The sequence below is a fragment of the Ruegeria sp. BA2 genome, assembly GCF_056539605.1.
On the sequence record NZ_JBQFVE010000006.1, the window covers coordinates 1 to 17,097 of the forward strand.

The 17,097-nt window shown below is 54.6% G+C and carries 18 protein-coding genes, 1 tRNA gene and 1 pseudogene; 16 read left to right on the forward strand and 4 right to left on the reverse strand.

Going from position 1 to position 17,097, the window contains the following annotated elements; genetic code table 11:
• Positions 1-157: 157 nt before the first annotated feature.
• Positions 158-847, forward strand: a complete 690-nt coding sequence (locus tag ACR0NN_RS13905) for a hypothetical protein (RefSeq protein ID WP_170583825.1) — start codon at positions 158-160, stop codon at positions 845-847.
• A gap of 74 nt (positions 848-921) precedes the next feature.
• Complete coding sequence (locus tag ACR0NN_RS13910) at positions 922-1,170, forward strand: ParB N-terminal domain-containing protein (protein WP_170353732.1); 249 nt, start codon at positions 922-924, stop codon at positions 1,168-1,170.
• On the opposite strand, the gene ACR0NN_RS13915 is transcribed toward ACR0NN_RS13910, so the two are convergent.
• On the reverse strand, positions 1,162-2,175 hold the full coding sequence (locus ACR0NN_RS13915) for a fatty acid desaturase (protein ID WP_480684907.1): 1,014 nt from the start codon (positions 2,173-2,175) through the stop codon (positions 1,162-1,164). The genes ACR0NN_RS13910 and ACR0NN_RS13915 overlap by 9 nt on opposite strands.
• 72 nt (positions 2,176-2,247) lie before the next feature.
• Positions 2,248-2,454 (reverse strand): cold-shock protein, encoded by a 207-nt coding sequence (locus ACR0NN_RS13920; RefSeq protein ID WP_170328727.1) that lies wholly within the window; start codon positions 2,452-2,454, stop codon positions 2,248-2,250.
• Positions 2,455-3,146: 692 nt separating this feature from the next.
• On the opposite strand from ACR0NN_RS13920, the gene ACR0NN_RS13925 reads away from it, so the two are divergent.
• The 8 genes and pseudogenes from ACR0NN_RS13925 (at position 3,147) to rpsD (ending at position 9,260) form a co-directional block, all read left to right on the forward strand.
• A tRNA-OTHER gene (locus ACR0NN_RS13925) sits at positions 3,147-3,240 on the forward strand.
• A gap of 19 nt (positions 3,241-3,259) precedes the next feature.
• Positions 3,260-3,766 carry a hypothetical protein gene (locus ACR0NN_RS13930; RefSeq protein ID WP_170723674.1) on the forward strand — a complete coding sequence of 169 codons (507 nt, stop codon included), beginning with the start codon at positions 3,260-3,262 and terminating at the stop codon, positions 3,764-3,766.
• A 55-nt stretch (positions 3,767-3,821) separates the two neighbouring features.
• A pseudogene (locus ACR0NN_RS13935) lies at positions 3,822-3,950 on the forward strand (Mu transposase C-terminal domain-containing protein); the annotation flags it as partial.
• An 81-nt stretch (positions 3,951-4,031) separates the two neighbouring features.
• Positions 4,032-4,388 carry a hypothetical protein gene (locus tag ACR0NN_RS13940; protein WP_480684909.1) on the forward strand — a complete coding sequence of 119 codons (357 nt, stop codon included), beginning with the start codon at positions 4,032-4,034 and terminating at the stop codon, positions 4,386-4,388.
• Positions 4,388-5,386: a TniB family NTP-binding protein gene (locus ACR0NN_RS13945; protein WP_480684911.1), complete on the forward strand. Its 999-nt coding sequence runs from the start codon at positions 4,388-4,390 to the stop codon at positions 5,384-5,386. Before ACR0NN_RS13940 ends, ACR0NN_RS13945 begins: the two co-directional genes overlap by 1 nt.
• A complete protein-coding gene (locus ACR0NN_RS13950) occupies positions 5,319-7,226 on the forward strand; it encodes a TniQ family protein (RefSeq protein WP_480685005.1) in 1,908 nt (635 codons plus the stop codon). The genes ACR0NN_RS13945 and ACR0NN_RS13950 overlap by 68 nt, the downstream gene beginning before the upstream one ends.
• Before the next feature lie 700 nt (positions 7,227-7,926).
• On the forward strand, positions 7,927-8,430 hold the full coding sequence (locus ACR0NN_RS13955; RefSeq protein ID WP_170723669.1) for a hypothetical protein: 504 nt from the start codon (positions 7,927-7,929) through the stop codon (positions 8,428-8,430).
• A gap of 209 nt (positions 8,431-8,639) precedes the next feature.
• The gene (gene rpsD, locus ACR0NN_RS13960; protein ID WP_170683418.1) at positions 8,640-9,260 is read left to right on the forward strand and encodes a 30S ribosomal protein S4; all 621 of its coding nucleotides are present in this window, start codon (positions 8,640-8,642) and stop codon (positions 9,258-9,260) included.
• A gap of 124 nt (positions 9,261-9,384) precedes the next feature.
• Here the strand turns inward: rpsD and ACR0NN_RS13965 are convergent, their stop codons facing one another.
• Positions 9,385-9,846: an Lrp/AsnC family transcriptional regulator gene (locus ACR0NN_RS13965; protein WP_170723668.1), complete on the reverse strand. Its 462-nt coding sequence runs from the start codon at positions 9,844-9,846 to the stop codon at positions 9,385-9,387.
• A gap of 103 nt (positions 9,847-9,949) precedes the next feature.
• Here ACR0NN_RS13965 and ACR0NN_RS13970 point away from each other — a divergent pair, with 103 nt between their 5' ends.
• The 4 genes from ACR0NN_RS13970 (at position 9,950) to ACR0NN_RS13985 (ending at position 14,251) form a co-directional block, all read left to right on the forward strand.
• A complete protein-coding gene (locus ACR0NN_RS13970) occupies positions 9,950-11,365 on the forward strand; it encodes an aminotransferase class V-fold PLP-dependent enzyme (RefSeq protein ID WP_170723667.1) in 1,416 nt (471 codons plus the stop codon).
• A 65-nt stretch (positions 11,366-11,430) separates the two neighbouring features.
• On the forward strand, positions 11,431-12,516 hold the full coding sequence (hisC, locus tag ACR0NN_RS13975) for a histidinol-phosphate transaminase (RefSeq protein ID WP_170723666.1): 1,086 nt from the start codon (positions 11,431-11,433) through the stop codon (positions 12,514-12,516).
• The gene (locus ACR0NN_RS13980) at positions 12,513-13,427 is read left to right on the forward strand and encodes a prephenate/arogenate dehydrogenase family protein (RefSeq protein WP_170723665.1); all 915 of its coding nucleotides are present in this window, start codon (positions 12,513-12,515) and stop codon (positions 13,425-13,427) included. The genes hisC and ACR0NN_RS13980 overlap by 4 nt, the downstream gene beginning before the upstream one ends.
• Before the next feature lie 2 nt (positions 13,428-13,429).
• Positions 13,430-14,251 (forward strand): extensin family protein, encoded by an 822-nt coding sequence (locus tag ACR0NN_RS13985; protein WP_170723664.1) that lies wholly within the window; start codon positions 13,430-13,432, stop codon positions 14,249-14,251.
• Here the strand turns inward: ACR0NN_RS13985 and ACR0NN_RS13990 are convergent.
• Complete coding sequence (locus tag ACR0NN_RS13990; protein WP_170723663.1) at positions 14,248-15,249, reverse strand: DUF2125 domain-containing protein; 1,002 nt, start codon at positions 15,247-15,249, stop codon at positions 14,248-14,250. The two genes, ACR0NN_RS13985 and ACR0NN_RS13990, sit on opposite strands and share 4 nt — an antisense overlap.
• A gap of 67 nt (positions 15,250-15,316) precedes the next feature.
• On the opposite strand from ACR0NN_RS13990, the gene ACR0NN_RS13995 reads away from it, so the two are divergent.
• Entirely contained in the window at positions 15,317-15,847 is a 531-nt protein-coding gene (locus ACR0NN_RS13995) for a gamma-glutamylcyclotransferase (RefSeq protein ID WP_170723662.1), read from the forward strand.
• A gap of 68 nt (positions 15,848-15,915) precedes the next feature.
• On the forward strand, positions 15,916-17,094 hold the full coding sequence (locus tag ACR0NN_RS14000; RefSeq protein WP_170723661.1) for a biopolymer transporter ExbB: 1,179 nt from the start codon (positions 15,916-15,918) through the stop codon (positions 17,092-17,094).
• The last annotated feature ends 3 nt before the right edge of the window (positions 17,095-17,097 follow it).

The following is a 17,097-nucleotide window of genomic DNA, read 5'->3' on the forward strand; positions in this document are numbered from 1 at the left end:
AAATCCGGAAGGACTAAGCCGTGAACTATAACTCGATTGACGAAAACCTGGGTAAAAGTCTCAAAGCCGAAAAGGCGCGTCGCCGGTCCTATGGGATTAAGTTATCTATTGCGTCAGCAGTGTGCGTTGCAGCGATAATTACCGTGGTGTTTCTCTGATGCGTAAAAATGCCCCTCAAGTAACTCTTCCCAGTTCAAAGATGTCAGCTCATGGTCTGGAACAAAGAGCGTTTCAGGACCGCAGTGTTCGTAAGTCGCGGAACGCTGACGTATCAGGAGTGATTGAGGAAGAATTTGGAAAGTACTTGATTAAGGCTGGCGTTCTGAGCGGCAATAGTGTTGCACGGGCATTTCCCAAGCCGCCGGCTAAAACGCAGGCAATGATTGCCGACGCAGTTGGAGAAACACCAGCATTGGCCATTGAAGCCTTAAAAGAAATTCTCGAAGAACGAGACAGGAAGCGTAGCGGTCAACGCCGTTTGGAGGGAAACTCCGGCACCTTCGTTCCCAGTGAAAGAGAATATGCAGAGGCATTACGCCAGATCAGGCTCACCCCCGCGCAGGTCACATTGCTCAAAGCACTTACAATTGCAGGCAAGGACGGTCTGACCATTGGTCACTTGTCTCAGGCGGCCGGTTACAAATCGCGCGAGGCCTCAATCAAGGTCTTTAAGAAAATCGGTCTATTGATTGCGGAGTATCTAGAGCTCGAACTTCCCGAAGGCGGATCGGTACAGAATGATGGCGCCGCTCAGGTCCTGGCATTTTCTCACATCGAAAGTGACGACGAGCCAGCAACTTGGATTATGCATCAGGAACTGCGCGACGCTGTTCGTTCGGTTCTATGACGTACGTTCCAGCCCCAGCTCCTGTAGCGAACTTCGAACCGGAACAAATGCACGAAAGGTTGCTCACGTAGCTTATGTTGGAGAAAAGACCATATCCGCTCGACCTGATCTATGTACCTGTGAAACGGGCGAAAACGCTTGATCAGCAAAAAGTTCTGACGCTGGCCGAAGATATCCTGAAGAATGGCCAGAAGACCCCGATCCAGATACGCGCTGACAACAAAAGGTTCGTGCTGATTGAAGGTCTTCACCGACTAGAGGCTATCCGCGCCCTCGGCGGTGATACTATTGAAGCCTATTTGGTCCGCGCCAGACTACACTAAGCTCTTTTTGGGATTGGCGTATGACAAAGCCTCTGAAAAGGTCATCAGGCGCTGACTTTTTTCATCCCAAAGATGCAATCGCGCACAATGAAGGCTCTGATATAGAGTAATACGCTGGCAGTTTTCCAACTCAGAATGGTCACGCAAAACTTCGTTTAGCCGATAGAACGGTATGCGGCTGGCGAGGTGGTGAACATGGTGCACACCAATGTTGCCAGAGAACCACCGCAAGATGCCAGGCAAGGCATAGTGAGAACTGCCATAGAACGCGGCGTTCTGAAGGTTCCAGCCCTCTTCCCGGTCCCAGGTCGTGTGTTCGAACTGGTGTTGAATGTAGAAAAGCCAAATACCAATCGATGATGCGACAATCACGGTTGGCAGGAAAACACACGCCACCACCTCAAAGCCTCCGGCCCATAAAATCAGAGCCAAGAACCCTGCAATTGCGGCGTTTGTTCCCATCGCACTTGCCCAATACAGCCAGCCCGACCGCATGAAGCCAACAGGTAAGCGGTATTGAATAAAGAACGTATAGATCGGCGCAACACCGAACAGGAAGACGGGGTTCCGGGTCAGACGATACGCGGCACGCCCGAACCAATTCCGTTTCAGGTATTCCTCAATGGTCAATGTAGGGATGTCACCCATACCACGCCGATCAAGGTTACCGGTTGAGGCATGGTGAATCGCATGGCTTTGCCGCCAAACGTCATAAGGTGTAACGGTAAGAACACCCAGAACCCGGCCAGTCCAATTGCATGCGCTGCGGCTTCTAAAGAAAGATCCATGACCACAATCATGCATGATGATGAAGATACGGACCAGAAATGCGGCATTCAGGATGGCCAGCAATATTGCGATCCAGACGCTAAATGACAACGCAAACCACGCTAGGGCCCATAGCGCGAATAAGGGGAAAACAGTGATCGCAAGTTCAAAAACACTGCGCTTCGCATCGGGCACACGGTATTGCGCGAGCACCCGCGTCCAGTCTTTAGGTTGCAACTTACTTGGTCTCCGACGGCTTATTGTCGCCCATTGTTCAAACGGGCACCCTTATGGGGTGCCCGTAAAAGGTCAGGCGAGTGCCAGATTGGCGGCGCTTTCGCGTCCGTCACGGCCAGCCTCGACGTCAAAAGTAACCTTTTGGCCGTCTTTCAATTCGCTAAGGCCGGAACGTTCAACTGCTGAGATATGCACGAACACGTCGCGCTTGCCATCTTCAGGCTCGATAAAGCCAAAACCTTTGGTTGAGTTGAACCATTTTACTGTGCCATTTGCCATGGTGGAAGTCTCCTAATACGTGCCGCCCGCATCATTGCGGCGACTCGGCGTGGTCGGTCTGAATCGAAAGACTGAACGCCGAATTGGGGAGACAGCAGGTCGAAAAAGAAAAACGTAAGCCTCGTGTATATGGACTTCGACTACGCACGATACAAGCCTTGATGCTTTGGCGGACAACAGAGAATTTGAGCCTGCCTGGCTTAGAACTAGGCAAGTAGAGGTGAAGCCGTTGCTCTTCGATCCAAACTTGAAGGTGGCTTGGGTCAGCGGCACAGAAGACTAACGATCATTTTTGGGAAATTATCCTGCTACATACGAGATTGCGATAAGCGTCCGTTTTGGTGCCTTGGCGAAACTTTGCAAAGTCCGCTTTCTGCGCATTGCTGTAATTGGAGCTTCGCGCGGCATCAGTCAATTTGAACTCGGTAACGACCGTCGCTGACTTCCGTATATGTGGTTACAGGAAGCCTTAGGCGGGCCATGCCAACAGTGCTTACAATTCTGCGATGCGGGCAACCTATTTGGCACTCGTTTAGCGAGAAGGTTCCCGGTACTACGCGGTGAAACTCGAAGTGCAGCACACTCCGTCTTGACATAGTGACACGAACTGGTTCAGCTTCAGGTCATGACGAACTCACGCATCCACTGCCATCGAATATCGGCCTGAGGTCGATAGCCCACGCGAAATCCGTGGGAGGCAGCATTGGTATGCGGGCGAGGCTTATATCCTTGTAATTGCTCCAGATTAGAGTGCACGAGTCGGTTCGATTCCGACGCCTCCTACCATCCTCAGGAGGTGTCCGTCATGTCGGACGACATTACGAACGCAATTGATTTCAACCACATCAAGCAATCGGTCGAGGAGGGCCTCGGCCGCACACCCGAAGGCTGGTCCGGCTTGGTCACGGCGCTCTTCACACATGTCAAAGAATACTGCGATCTTAAAGATGCCACCTACCCCTTTGTCGTCCAGATAGAAGAAAAACTCGGCGAGCTCCGCATCTACCACAGGTGTGATGATCGACACATCCAGTCGATGATCACCGCCACAATTGCACGAGCAAACCGTACCTGTGAGCGATGCGGTAATTCTGCCGACACCCAGCTGTTGGACGGCTGGTACACGACCCTGTGCTGTTGGTGCGCGCATGATGTTGCGAGCAAACGCCACCCTGAACGGAAGACGCTTTTTGGTGTTCGGGAAAAGCCTGTTCGGGATCGAATGACCTGCTCAGTTTGTGGCTATTACGGTCAGGTCGACCGAACGGATGATCGCGAACGTTGCGCTGCTTGTGTGGCGAAAGGCTGGTGAACGATGCTTAAAATCGTTGTCTACGTGAACGAGAGCGAAGTCGCCCGGGCACACCCGCAAAGTCAGTAAGAATGGTGTCACCGTACTTGGTGTTCGCTACCATTTTGAGGGACTTGCCGCTTGGTTCACTCGGTATGGTAACACTGAAGTCGAAGTGCGGTGGCTACCAGACGATATTGGTTCCATCGAAGTTCGGCTTGGTGACATCTGGGAGACGGTCCAAGCAAGCCACTCCGGGTTTTCTGGCGTACATGCGCAAGTTTGGATGGAGGCGCGACGCAGCCTCCGCACGAAAGACCAAAAGGCGCTCAAATGGCGAGATCGTGTGGTCTTCGAAGCAATCGATGCGATCAATATGATGAACCAACAGCGCTCGCTGGAATTCGGTCTGATTTCGCAAAACTGGTCCCCTGAACGGGTCAAGAACCTCGAAGACTCCCTCTTTGTCGGGTTCAACGTCTCATCTTCATCAATTTCACTAAATGAGGCTTCTTCTGGCTACGGAGAAATCATTTCTCCCGCTGAACCAGATGATCTTCAGCATCCTAAAACTGCTGTGCCGCCGCGTACGGAAGAACCGGCACCGAACCCAACCTGGACAATCAAGAAAGGCGATGAATGATGGCGGATTTCAGCCAAAATGAGAAATACACGATCCTGATGGAATTAAGGAAACACCACGTAGAAACAGACCGCGACAAGCAGGTTCTACGACACCTCAATCGCCTTTTGATGCGTGATGAACATGGCAATTATTTGCCGCGGGCGAAGCGTTTCACAGGCGACCTTGAAACTCGTGGCATCACGATCATCGAAGCTGCGGGCAGCGGGAAAACTACTGCTGTCAATCGTGTGTTATCACGGCACCCCGCGCTTCAAGCCAAACAAGGCGAAGACTGGCCGCGCTATCTGAGAATTCAAGTGCCCAGCCCTGCGACACTTAAAAGCCTGGGTCGTGCCGTTTTGTCCGCGACCGGGTTGGATCGGGTAGCAGCAAGTACCACCGCGTGGGAGATCTGGCGCATTGCACGTCATCGGCTGGCTCTTCTCGACATCGTGGTCCTTTGGTTCGATGAGGCGCAGGATATGTTTCTTTCTGGTTCAGCACGAGAGATCGACGACATGCTCAAAATGTTAAAGACTCTGATGCAAAATGACTCTGCTGTCATTCCGATCCTTAGCGGGACGGAGCGTCTCGCAGAAATCACAAGCTACGACCCGCAGGTTAATCGCAGGTTCACGAAAGTCGTACCGGCTCCACTGGCACCGGGCTTGGATGACGTCAATTTGCTGCATCTGATTGAAGCGTTCACCAATGAGATCGGTCTTCGATTTGAAAGAGACAAACTTCTCGCAGGGCGTTTGATTCACGCGAGTCGATACCGATTTGGAAGAGCAGTTGAAACTATCCTGAACGCAATTGAGTGCGCTGTAGAGGAATGTGCATCCAACTTGACCACAATGCACTTTGCCGAAGCATGGGGTATGCAGGAGGGCTGCGATTGGGAGCGAAATGTCTTTGTGTCTCCCAATTGGGCTTCCATCGAACTTGATGCTGGAGCTGCGGCTTTCGAGGCCGCGCGAACAGCTCGGCAGAATCTTCAGGCTGGGCGGAAGTAACTCAATGGCGATGCGTCCCAATCTGCCGTTAGCGGCAGGAGAAAGTGTTGTGTCGTGGGTCAACCGTTTTGGATTGCTTCATTGCGGCCTGGGAGCAACGGATTTTTTGAAACTCATCGGTGTGTCGCAGAGCGATTTGATCTCAGGAAAGCGGAGTGCGCTGGAACGACTAGCTGAGGTGACAGGAACCTCGATGGAGTTACTCGCCTTGGGGGCATTCGAAAATGTTTCCCACCGCCTTTATCGCTTCAAAAATGAACGGTTCCATCGTGAGTTTTTGGATATGAATTGCATTCAGTTTTGTCCAACTTGCCTGTTGTTGGACATTGATGATGAACTGGACGGTGTTCGTGCCGGAGCCTTTCGGATCAACTGGTTGTTTGCTCCTATCCGGACCTGCGCCGTCCACAGGTTGCCCTTGGCAAGGGAACGTGTCGCTAAATTTTGGGAAGCCGCTGGAGAATACGCTGATATCGCCAGCAATCGGAGTGCGTTGGAGGAATATTTGCAGGTTTCTCAACAACGAGACCCGTCTGCGCTGCAACTCTATGCTGAGGCACGATTTGAAAGGTGTGATAGCTATCATTGGATGGACTCGCAGCAGATCGATTTGGCTTGCCGTGCCACCGAGATGCTGGGCGCCTGTATCGAGTTTGGCGCACAAGTTACACTGTCAAAGCTCTCAGAAGATGATTGGGATGCTGCCGGTCAAACCGGTTTTGAGTTCACATCCCGCGGAGAAAAGGGCATCGTTGAGGGGCTCGAAATCATCTGTAGTCGCCCGGTAAAAAATATTTCTCAGGTCGGGCCCAAGGGAATCTTTGGGAAACTTTACGAGTGGGCTCAGTTCAGAAAGAACGATAAACCAGTAGGACCAATCCAGGATGTCTTTCGTGAGTTCATTCTCGACAGGTTTTACGTGCCGGCGGGATCGAAATTGTTTGGGAAGACTGTGGACCGACCGAGGCGACATACGGTCGCGTCGTTGTCGGCTCAGTACGGCCTCCATTTAAAGACGACCACCCACGCGCTTCGAAAATCTGGCCTTTTGCCGTATTCCAGCGAAAAGGAAGATGTGAGGCCTACCATTCCAGCCGAGCAAGCCGAAGCTCTATTTAAAAAATTGGCGCAGGCGGTTCCCGTTGCCAAGATTCCGCAATTCATTGGTTGCACACGGGCGCAAGCCTCCTTGCTGGTGAAAAGCGGCATCCTCAGCCCGGTTATCAAGGACGATGGTGACACCAGTGGTCGGCACAAAGGTGTGGACGCAGACAGCCTGAATGAACTCATCGACGCAATGCGGCAGTTCGGCAGTTCGGTCGCGGAGCCAAGCGAGGGCATGCTAAACATTGGCGATACGGCAGGAGCTTTAAAAGTACCATCCATGGATGTTTTGGCTCTACTGCTTGATGGTCGTCTGAACAAAATCGAACTTTTACCGATTGGCCTCAAGTTCCAGTCAGTGTTGGTGAACCTCGAAGAAGTCGCGAAAAAACTTGGAGTGAAGGCCGGCCAACCGGGACTAACAATCTCGGAGGCGTCACGTGAGATTCTTGTCCCTACAAAAACCGTTCGGTTTCTGTTGCGGGCAAGTGATCCAGATGGTCACTCAGCACTCAAGTCGTGCGGCCAAGTACGTCACATGGGGAAAATGCACGATCTGGTCGATCAAGAAAGCTTGCGCGTTTTCAAAGCCCGATATCGCAAACTGTCTCAGATCGATGGTTTCTGGGTTCGTGATCCAGACCGTCTACGCAATGAGTTGGCATCCAGAGGTCTTAGACCGATGTGGGATCCAGAGGTTGCTGGTGCCGAGTTCTACCGGGTCTCCGACCTCTAACGACAAATCCTACAGGTTTTCGACCTAGACCGCTCTATTGAGCGGTCTTTTTTTGTGGCAAGTGATCTGTTCGGTGGGCGGGAATGACCTTGTGGTATGGGCCATCTGGCAGCCGCTTACCACGTTTCACTGGTTTTTTCACTGTTATTACACGGTCATCCGTCTGCGAGTGGGTTCTAATTGGTTGGTGCTTCATTTAGGGGGCGAGACCAACGCAAATGTGCTGGTAATGTCAGGCACAACAAAAAATAGACTTCGCAATAAAGTCAGACAGATATCGGGCTTGCAATTGTGCTGGTTCGTCAAAACAGTGTTAAACTCAACAAAATTGTCGCCAAGGCCGCTGCTTTTCTGGCCTAGCATTTCTGAATGTTATGGCTGTTTCCGCATGCGTATGTGGGTGATGCCGGCAGCAAGATAAGGGCATTCCGACACAACAAAGGCACTTTTTTGATGGTTCGCATCACCATCTATTCAAAAAAAGCCAATTGACTTTGCAAGCTCTAAAGCGATGAAACTACGGTTTGGATCCCAAGATTGTGAACCGCGCTTCAGCAAGGCGCATGAATAAAGTATCAATTTGGGGCTGTTCTTTAGCAACATTTACGTGATTGCTGCATTTCCGTCTCTTTTCCGCCCATTTTTTCGTTGATACACAATCAAAGTTACTTGTTATATGAGTAAAAGTGCGGGCGGATAAATGAGAACCGGTAATAACGGTCAAGTAGCAGTATTTTGGTCTCAGACTGAAGTCGACGGGCTTGAGGCAGCGCCTCTGGCCCATTTGGTTGTTGGAAGCTCTTGGTCCTGGCGGGGGCGTGCGATTCAGTTGGCTGCGAATGCCGAGTGTTTGTCTCAGCGTGCTGATGGCGGCGGGCTTGTGTCTATGCTAGCGGCTAGATCAAGTGTCGTGGCCCCGAACTCAATCAACGAATGTGCGAGGATAGAGCTGTCAAACGGTGCCCAATCTTTTGGTGCGGAACTGGTGCGCGCAGATGGTGAAGCGTCGCTGGTGCTGGTGTTCGACAATGGGTGCCCCGAGCCGGGACAGGAGTTCTGGGTCAGCGCTGCCGCATCACAGATTGAACCGGTCGAGATTGACAGCGGTTACGACAGCAACGTTGTCGCCTTCCCTGCGGCAAGTGCGGGTGCAAATACTGTGCCGGTAAGCATAACAAGTGCCGCCGGTTGGGCCGCTGAATAAAGGCACTTGTCAGAATTCTTCCAAGCCTGGACAGAAATGTCATAGCTCAGCGCTGTGACGTGTTGACTCTGGGCAATGCACAGATATAAGCGCGGCTTTATTGGTGTTGGTGGCCCCCGCAAGGGGATGCCTGTCATGAGGGAAACCTCAAGAGGACAACGCCCTTCATAGTGGCCGATAGGGCCTCGATCAAACGAAGGAGATCAGCCGTGACCAAACGCACGTCTGCCAAGTACAAAATCGACCGCCGGATGGGCGAAAACATCTGGGGTCGTCCGAAATCCCCGGTCAACCGTCGCGAATACGGCCCCGGCCAGCACGGCCAGCGCCGTAAGGGCAAACTGTCGGACTTCGGTCTGCAGCTGCGTGCCAAGCAGAAGCTGAAAGGTTACTATGGCGACCTGACCGAGAAGCAGTTCCGCCGCATCTACGCTGAAGCTGAGCGTGTCAAAGGCGACACCGGTGAAAACCTGATTGGTCTGCTGGAGCGCCGTCTGGACGCCGTTGTCTACCGCGCCAAGTTCGTTCCGACCGTGTTTGCCGCACGTCAGTTCGTGAACCACGGCCACGTCAAAGTGAACGGCAAGCGGGTCAATATCCCCAGCTACCGCGTCAAAGAAGGTGACGTGATCGAAGTGCGCGACAAGTCCAAGCAACTGGCCATCGTTCTGGAAGCCGCTGCATTGGCTGAGCGTGACGTGCCTGATTACATCGACGCAGATCATTCGAAAATGACCGCGACCTTCGTCCGCGCGCCGGGCCTGAGCGATGTGCCTTACCCGGTCATGATGGAACCGAACCTGGTTGTTGAATTCTACGCGAAGAACTAATCTTCGCCGAAGTACCGAATTCGAAGGGCCGCGCGTTCAGCGCGGTCTTTTTTTGTTTTAGGGGGCTCTGCCCCCGGCGCTGCGCACCGCCCCCGAGATATTTTTGGCCAGATGAAGGCACGGATCAGAGGGGTAGAGGGCGGCCTTCGGCGATGGCCTCCATCGCAAAATAAGATGTGACGCTGTCCAATTCAACTTTCTCGATGAGGCGCTGGTACACCTTGTCATAAGAAGTCATGTCTTGGGTGACGACCTTCAACTGATAGTCGTAGTCACCGCCAATTCTGTGAAAGTCGACCACTTCGGGTATGGTCAGCACATGTCTGCGGAACGCCTGCAGCCATTCGGCCGAATGGTGGCGCGTACGCAGCATGACGAAGACCACCAAATTCAATCCCAGTTTTTCCCTTGCGATCCGCGCGGTTGAACCTTGCAGGACACCTTGGTCGTTCAGGGCTTTCAAGCGGCGCCAGCAGGCGTTTTGGGACAGGCCGACTCGATCCGCCAATTCCCGCTGTGATAGTGTGGCGTCCTTTTGCAGTTCTTTCAGCAGACGAGTGTCGATCTGATCTAATTTTTTCTCCATATCGAAGCATATGACACAAAATTGCGTTTCAAAAGGCAAAAATAGGGGAAGTTTTTACGTCGTTGAGCAATCACATTGAGTTTAGCAATATGGAGCTTGTGTTATGATCTTGTCCAACTTTCGCGCAGAAATACAAACTGCCGCTCACGGAAATACTCTGCGTGATGGGCTGATCGGTGAGGGGGTGCTCATCCCGGGTCTTCACAAGGACGTACCGCTTGTTTATGCGGATTACGTCGCCTCGGGCCGCGCGTTGCGGCAAGTCGAGGATTTTGTGGCTGCACATGTGTTGCCGTTTTATGCCAACAGTCACACCGAAGCCTCCTATTGCGGATCCTACATGACCCGTCTGCGCCGCGAGGCGCGGGCCGAGATCGCTCGGATTGTCGGCGCCGGGGAAGGGGACGCGGTGATATTTGCCGGGTCTGGCGCCACTGCGGGTCTTAACCGGCTGGTCAGTCTGCTGGGAGTGCAAGAGGCTGATCAGCCGGTCGTTTTGATCGGACCATATGAGCATCATTCGAACATTCTGCCGTGGCGGGAGAGCAAGGCAAAGGTGATTGAAATTCCCGAAGCTGCTGAGGGTGGGCCCGACATGCGGATGCTTGAGACTGCGTTGGTCGAGCGTGCGAGCTCAGACCTGTTGATTGGATCATTTTCAGCGGCGTCAAACGTTACTGGTATTATCACCGATCCAGATCCGGTCACTCGGCTGCTGAAAGAGCATGGCGCATTGGCGGTTTGGGATTACGCAGGCGCCGGTCCTTATCTGCCGATGGATATGGGGCCAGAGGATGCCCGCAAAGATGCAATTGTCGTTTCTCCGCACAAATTTCCGGGAGGGCCGGGGGCATCCGGCGTTCTGGTGGTAAATCAGGACGCCGTTCAGCGGACCTGCCCCAGTTGGCCGGGTGGTGGAACGGTCAGCTTTGTTTCACCCTGGCGGCATGACTACAGTGCTGATCTGGCAACGCGGGAGGAGGCGGGAACCCCGAATGTCATCGGAGATATTCGCGCAGCCCTTGCCTTCATCGTGAAAGACGCCGTTGGTACAGATGAGATCGCAAAGCGCGAGGCGCTTTACAACAAGATGGCTTTGGACGGTTGGTCAGGCAATCCTCATCTGACATTGCTGGGCGCCGAGAACACTCACCGCCTGCCGATCTATTCGTTTCTTGTGCGTGATCGGCAGGGGAAGCCGGTGCATCAACAGCTGTTTACGCGAATGCTCAGCGACATCTATGGCATTCAGGCGCGTGGCGGCTGTGCCTGCGCCGGACCGTATGCGCATCGCCTGCTTGGGATAGACCGCACAACATCGGAAGAGCTGCACGCGTCCTTGTCAGCAGGCGAAGAGATGAAGAAACCCGGTTGGGTACGGCTGAATTTCTCGTACCTGATGAGCGAGGAGACCGTTCGCTTCATCATCGACAGCGTCAACGAACTGTCCCATCGCACCGAGGAATTCGCGCCATTCTACAACGCTGACCCGGCGACGGCTCGCTTCAAGGCGGCGTGACGGAATTGCTGCTTTTCTCAACGCAATGAGACGGGTATGAGGGGCTCCAGAATACGGAGCCTCTTATGAACAAGATCACCCCACAACCTGGCATTATGGACATCGCGCTGTATCAGGGCGGTCAGTCGCATGTGGCCGGGGTGTCGCGCGTGATCAAGTTAAGTTCTAACGAAAATCCGTTTGGTCCTAGCCCCAAGGCGATTGAAGCTGTCCGCGACAGTGCTGCGACCCTGAATCGTTATCCCAGCACTGACCACGCCAGCCTGCGCGCGGCCATTGGCACGCGTCATCAGCTAGACCCTGCGCGGATTATTTGCGGAGTTGGCAGTGACGAGGTGTTGCAGTTCATCGCTCAGGCTTATGCAGGGCCGGGGGATGAAGTAATCTATACCGAGCACGGGTTCTCCATGTACCCGATCATTGCGCGGATGGCGGGTGCGACGCCTGTGATGGTGCCGGAAAAGGACCGGTGCGTCGATGTGGACAACATTCTTGCAGTGGTCAACGACAAGACGCGGATTGTGTTCGTGACCAATCCGGGTAACCCAACTTCGACCATGATCGGCCCAGCGGAACTGACGCGTTTGGCCGAGGCGCTACCGCAGACCTGCCTAATGGTGATTGACGGCGCTTACGCCGAATTTGTCGCAGATTTTGATGGTGGTGCATCTTTGGTGGACCGGTTTGAGAATGTGATCATGACGCGCACATTCTCGAAAATTTACGGGCTGGGCGGGATGCGTGTCGGCTGGGGGTATGCGCCGCAAGCGATCATTGATGTGCTGAACCGAGTGCGCCAGCCATTCAACCTTTCCCTGACGGCATTGGCCGCTGCTGAGGCTGCAATCAAGGATGAGGAATATTTGACATTCTGTCACTCTGAAAACGCGCGATTGCGCAGGTGGCTGGCGGATGAGCTGTCGAAAATCGGCGTGTCTTCTGATCCATCCTATACCAACTTCATCCTCGCGCGTTTTGGCGATCAGGCCGAAGCCGAGGCTTGTGACGACTATCTGAAATCCCAAGGACTGATCGTGCGTCGAGTTGCAGGTTACAACCTACCAAATGCGCTGCGGATCACTGTTGGAGACGAGGAGGCATGCCGCCTTGTCGTCAAAGCGATCACAGAATTCAAAGAGGGCGCAGCATGAGCCAGATTTATGACCGCGTCGCGCTGATCGGGCTTGGCCTGATCGCATCATCCATGTTCTGGGCGATCAAACGTGCGGGCCTAGCGGGTGAGGTGACCGGCTATGCGAGGTCCGAGGCAACACGGGACACCGCGCGCAAGATTGGTCTTTGCGACAAAGTCTGCGACAGCGCGCGCGAGGCAGTCGAAGGTGCCGATCTGGTTGTTCTCTGTATACCCGTTGGGGCGATGGGGGCCGTGGCCGCTGATATCGCGCCTGTGCTGAAACCCGGAGCTACGGTCAGCGATGTGGGTTCGGTCAAGCGCCATGTGATACAGGCGGTCTTGCCCCATATACCCGAAGGTGTGCATTTCATCCCGGCCCACCCTTTGGCAGGGACCGAACATTCGGGCCCGGAATCCGGGTTTGCCGAACTATTTGACAATCGTTGGAACCTGATCGTGCCGGTTGAAGGGTCAGACCCGGATGCGGTGGCCCGTCTGTGTGATTTCTGGGAGGGTATGGGCGCAAATGTTGATGAGATGGACGCCGATCACCACGATCTGGTGCTGGCGGTTACATCGCATGCGCCGCACTTGATTGCCTACACAATGGTTGGGGTCGCGGATGATCTTCGGCGGGTCACGGATACCGAGGTGATCAAATACTCGGCTGCGGGTTTTCGAGACTTTACAAGGATTGCAGCCTCGGACCCGACCATGTGGCGTGATGTGTTCTTGACCAACAAAGACGCCACGCTGGAGATTCTCGGACGATTCACAGAAGAACTCTTTGCACTTCAACGCGCTATCCGGACAGGTGACGGAGAGCAATTGTTCGACTATTTTACGCGCACACGGGCAATCCGCCGAGGCATTATCGATGCTGGGCAGGACACGGATGCGCCAAATTTTGGGCGGGGAAAGACATAGGCATGAGAGGCTTGGGCAGCTGCATTTTGGTAGGTTTCGCCGTATTGGTGGCGACGACTGCAAACGCTGCGGCGCCCGAATCTTCGCTGGTGCCGTTGACACGCCCTGCAAATACCGAAGTGGTCGCAGCGGTTGTCACACCCTATATCCGTCCAGTCTTAAGGCCCGCGTCACCGCAAGTAACAGCGGCCGCAGCTCGACCTGCTGCTCTTCCATTGCTAGGACCTGAGAATTCAATCAGGCCGTTTGTGCGCCCGGAAGAGTTGGAGCAGCGTGTCTTTCTCAAGAAACGAAAGCTTCGCAAGGGCTCGGTCTGTGGTGACATTGACATTCAGGGTAAAGCCGTCGGGCGCGTGAAGGGCAATATCAAAGCCTGTGGGATCAAGGATGCGGTTCAGATCACTTCGGTCTCGGGTGTCAAGCTGAGCCGCCCGTCAACGATGGATTGCGGCACGGCGCAGGCGTTGAACAAATGGGTCGATAAAACTGTCAAACCCACGTTCAAACGACGCGGCCCGTTGGTTGAGCTGCAGGTCGCAGCACATTACGCCTGTCGGACACGGAACAATCGTAAAGGGGCGCGGATTTCCGAACATGGCAAGGGGCGTGCCATTGATATCTCAGGCTTCAAGATGGCCGATGGCGAGGTCGTGACCGTCTTGAATGGCTGGCGCAAGAATCCGTCCAAGAAGCAATTGACCAAAGTCTGGCGCGGTGCGTGTGGGCCGTTTGGTACGGTGCTCGGGCCAAATTCAGATCGCTATCATCGGGATCATTTCCACCTTGATACGGCGCGCTATCGCAGCGGTACCTATTGTCGTTAGCGCAGAACCAGACGGGGCGCAGGCCCTAGCGGCAGTGGCCCCAAGGCGACGAACCCGTCGCGGAAATTCAGTTGTAGATCCAACGCATTTGGGTTGCCGCCCAATCCCGCCATGAACCCCAAAGCGCGGGTCACCGGATCAACCGCCTGATCGGGCAGCGCACCTGCGGCGTTGGCCATTGCGATCATGTCGCGCCAGTTTTCGGCTTTCATGGCGATTTCACCGGTTGGAATGCCCTGTTCGTCAACATCCAGTTTTCCGGTCGCGAATAGGCGCAACTCGCCCCATTTCACCTCCGCCAACCGCAGATCGATTTCAACGGGCTGTGGGCGGCGCTGTTCAAGCGCGGTGCGATCCCAAGGTTTGTCGAAGGTGACAAACATATCCATTTCAAGCGTTTCGAAGGACTGCGGCAGAGTTGAGGCTGAGCGCATCAGGCGTCGCAGGTCATCTCCGGGTGTGAACCCGTCGATCTTGGCCGCGATCCCATAGCTTTCAGGGGCGCCAGATTGCTCCATCACGAGGCTTAGCGTCTGACCGCCAGCTTGCGGGTCGCCTTCGGTGATCAGCAGCCAACGTTCAGAGGTCAACGCCATTTTCTCAAGAACCAGGGCGACACCGGGTTGCAAATGCAGTTCGGCTTGCAATTCTTCGGCCTGAACAGTCGTGGTCTGGTCGAAGTAAGACAGCCGCTGCGGCGTGCTGGCAAATCGCAGCATTTGGCGACCGGGCCAGATTGCGGGGCTTTGGAACTCGATCCAGTCAGCACTCCAAGCTGTTCCGTTAACGGGATCGGCCAAGGCCGGGTTGTTCAAGCGCGTAATGTGCTGAAGCGGATAACCGGCGGTCGTGACACCCGAGAATTCGGCCTGCCAGCCCAATTCCTGCTGCCGATCAAACCAACCGGTTAGGGCGTTGCGCAGCCCGTAACCGGCGACAAACCAGTAGGCGCTCCAAGCAAGGGCGACAAATACAAGTACGCGTGTCAGTCGGCGCATGATGAATGGCCCTTTTTCCTGCCTCAGATTTGATGTTTATAGGGCCAAACAGGCAAGGACCAGTGCAATGACGATGTGGGTATTCGGATATGGATCTCTGCTGTGGAACCCCGGCTTTCCGGTGGCCCGCAGCGAACGTGCCACGCTGAATGGATATGCGCGGTCCTTTTGCATGCGCTCGATTCACCATCGCGGCACAGAAGAGGAGCCCGGTCTGGTTCTAGCACTGGACGAACAGCCCGACGCGCGCTGCACCGGATTGGCTTTGGCCGTCGAAGCGGGGCACGAAGACCGCACGCTGGCCGAGCTGCGTGAGCGCGAATTAATCTCGTCCGCTTATCTTGAGCGGATGCTGGATGTGCATCTGGATTGCGGGACGATTGTGAACGCAGTGACATACGTGATTGATGCGCACCACGTTCAGTACTGTGGTGGGTTACCATTGGAAGAGCAGGCTCAGATCATCGCAAACGCGGTTGGCGGGCGCGGGTCAAACACCGAATATCTCTACAACACGGCGTCGCATTTGACCGAGATTGGGTTGCACGACCCGGACCTTGAGTGGTTGTCGCAACGGGTGCGCACAATCAGCGCATAAACTCTTGGCGTCTAGGGTGGAACTTCGATAGGTTCAGCCCAGAGCAGACAATACCAGGAGCCACGCGCATGGCGCAGGCACAACAGGTCGTGAGACCACATTTCTCACAACCGATCCGTCAAATCTTGATGATGCTGATCGCAATAGGGCTTTCAGGGCTTGGCGTGTTTATGGCGTTGCCATACGTGCTGCCGGTTATTCAGGCTAACCTGTACCTGAACGGATTTATCCTGCTGGTCTTTGTCATCGGCGTTGCGGCCTGTTTCCTGCAGGTCACGCAGTTGATTGGTTCAGTCCGCTGGATCGAAGCTTTCATCGGCGGGGTCGAGCGGGATGATGCGCGCCCTCCGCAACTGCTGGCACCGCTCGCCTCATTGTTGCGGGAACGTGGCGCGCGCTCGCAGATAAGCTCCAGTTCCACCCGGTCCATTCTGGATTCTGTCGCCGAACGGGTTGAAGAAGAACGCGAAATCACACGCTACATCACCAATGTTCTGATTTACCTTGGTCTTTTGGGAACATTCTTTGGCTTGGCCACCACCGTTCCTGCCATTGTCGACACAATTCGCAGCCTGAACCCGCAAGAGGGTGAGGAAGGCCTCGCGGTCTTTAACCGCTTGATGACAGGGCTGGAATCTCAGCTGCAGGGCATGGGCGTTGCGTTTGGTTCGTCTTTGCTGGGGCTGGCGGGTTCGCTGATCGTCGGCTTGCTGGAGCTGTTCGCGGGCCATGGCCAGAACAGGTTCTACCGCGAACTAGAGGAATGGCTGTCTTCGATCACGCGAGTCGGCTTTGCTGCGGGCGATGAAGGCGGTGCGGAACTGGCCGTGCTTACGCCGGTTCTGGACGCGATGTCTGAACAAATGGATGCGCTTCAGGATATGTTCGCGGCGCAAGAGGTTGATCGGATCAGCGTCTCAACCAAGCTGGGTCAATTGGTCGATGTGATAGGGGAAATGAACCAGCGTCAGGCCCAGACCGAAGGCGTGACCGCTGCGTTGGAGCGCGTCGCGCTCGGCCAAGACGCTTTGCTGGATCACATGCGCGAACATGGCGCGGGCGAGGGGATTGATGCGGAAAGCCGAATGCGCTTGCGATCGATGGACGTGCAGTTGCTGCGTATCCTTGAAGAAATTTCGGCAGGCCGTCAGGACAGCATGAATGAGCTACGTAAAGATTTTGAACTGCTGGTCAAAGCTCTGACCCTCCCGCGGGGCGCGGTGCGAACGCCCCCGGAAGGAGAGTAAAGG